This window comes from Pedobacter nutrimenti (genome assembly GCF_003208655.1).
Taxonomy (GTDB): domain Bacteria; phylum Bacteroidota; class Bacteroidia; order Sphingobacteriales; family Sphingobacteriaceae; genus Pedobacter; species Pedobacter nutrimenti.
The window spans coordinates 1-1598 of record NZ_QKLU01000019.1; the positions used below are offsets into that span (position 1 = coordinate 1).

General features: G+C 48.3%; 1 protein-coding gene. It reads left to right on the forward strand.

Annotated features, from left to right (window positions below):
• The coding region (locus B0O44_RS25050; RefSeq protein ID WP_394340880.1) for an RHS repeat domain-containing protein at nucleotides 1-1598 on the forward strand (1598 nt) is incomplete at both ends.

Genomic DNA, 1598 nt, shown 5'->3' on the forward strand with positions numbered 1-1598 from the left:
GTATTGCCCCCTGCAGTGAACGAAGGAACAGACAAAAGCACCGGGGTGATTGGTAGTTTTACAGAAAACGATGCGGTTTTTGACCAGTTTATCTATGGCTATCATTACGACGAGCGTAAACGGTTAGTTGAAAAGAAAATCCCAGGCAAGGGCTGGGAGTTTATGGTGTACAACAACCGGGACCAGTTGGTGCTGAGCCAGGATGCCATTCAGAGAAAGACAAACCAATGGGTATACAGCAAATACGATGCTTTGGGCAGGGTGACCAGTGCAGGTCTGTACACAGATGCTTCCAGCAGGACGGTTTTACAGACCAGTTTAAACGGACAAACTACGCTATGGGAAAGCCGCCCTGAAGGCTTGGATTACAGCAATGTGGCTTTTCCTCAAAGTGCTACAGAACAATTGACGGTCAACTATTATGACAACTATGGTATTCCCGGCATTCCGAACAACCAAAGTTCGGGTTATACCAGTCAGCTGACAGGGCTATTGACCGCCTCCAGGGTCAAAGTACTGGGCAGCAGCGATGAACTCTGGACGGTGAACTATTACGATAAAGAAGCCCGGGTACTGAAAGTGTACAAACAGCATTACAAAGGGGGCAGCCTAAATGCCAGCAACTATGATGAGGTAGAGAACACCTACAACTTTGCCGGAGAGCTTACCGCAAGTACCCGTAACCATTATAGATTAGGAGGCGCTTTAACCACCATTGCCACCCGTCATGAATATGACCATATGGGTCGCAAAAAAGCAAGTTTTGAATCGATCAACGGCGCAGCAGAGCTGGTGCTAAACAAACTGGATTACAATGAAGTGGGGCAATTGATGAAAAAGTCGCTGCACAGCACCGATGGGACCAATTTCCTTCAATACAGTACCTATGCCTATACCCCAAGGGGCTGGTTAAAAAGCAGTACCTCCGATCAGTTTAACTTAAGCCTGCAGTACAACGAAGGCGCTGACCCTCAGTACAATGGGAACATTTCCGCCCAGCAGTGGGGGCCTGGCCTTGGCAACGCCTTTAACTACAGCTACGATGCACTCAACAGGTTGTTGTCTGGTATAGGTTCCGGCCCGGCGGCAGCAGGCAAAAGCGAAGCCTTGAGTTATGATGTAATGGGTAACATCACCAGCTTAAACCGCAATGGGGCTTTAGGAACCTACAGCTATACCGGTAACCGCTTAAACCAGGTGAGCGGTGGGCTGGCCACAGGCGTGTATGGCTACGATGAAAACGGCAATGCGACTACCGATGGTCGTAATGGGGTAAACATTGTTTACAACAAACTGAACCTGCCTTCGACTGTGAATAAAGGTGGTTTAAGTATGGCTTATATCTACGATGCGGCAGGCACCAAGCTAAGGAAAGTGAGCAATGGCACTTCCAGAGACTACATTGGCGGGATTGAATATAATGGGGCCGATATTGATATTATCCATACCGAGGAAGGGGTAGCCAGAAGGATAGGCACCGACTACAGTTATGAGTACAATTTGACCGACCATTTGGGCAATGTGCGTTATACTTTCCATAAACATCCCGTTACCGGAGCCCTGGAAGGCATCCAGTCGGATGATTATTATCCCTTTGG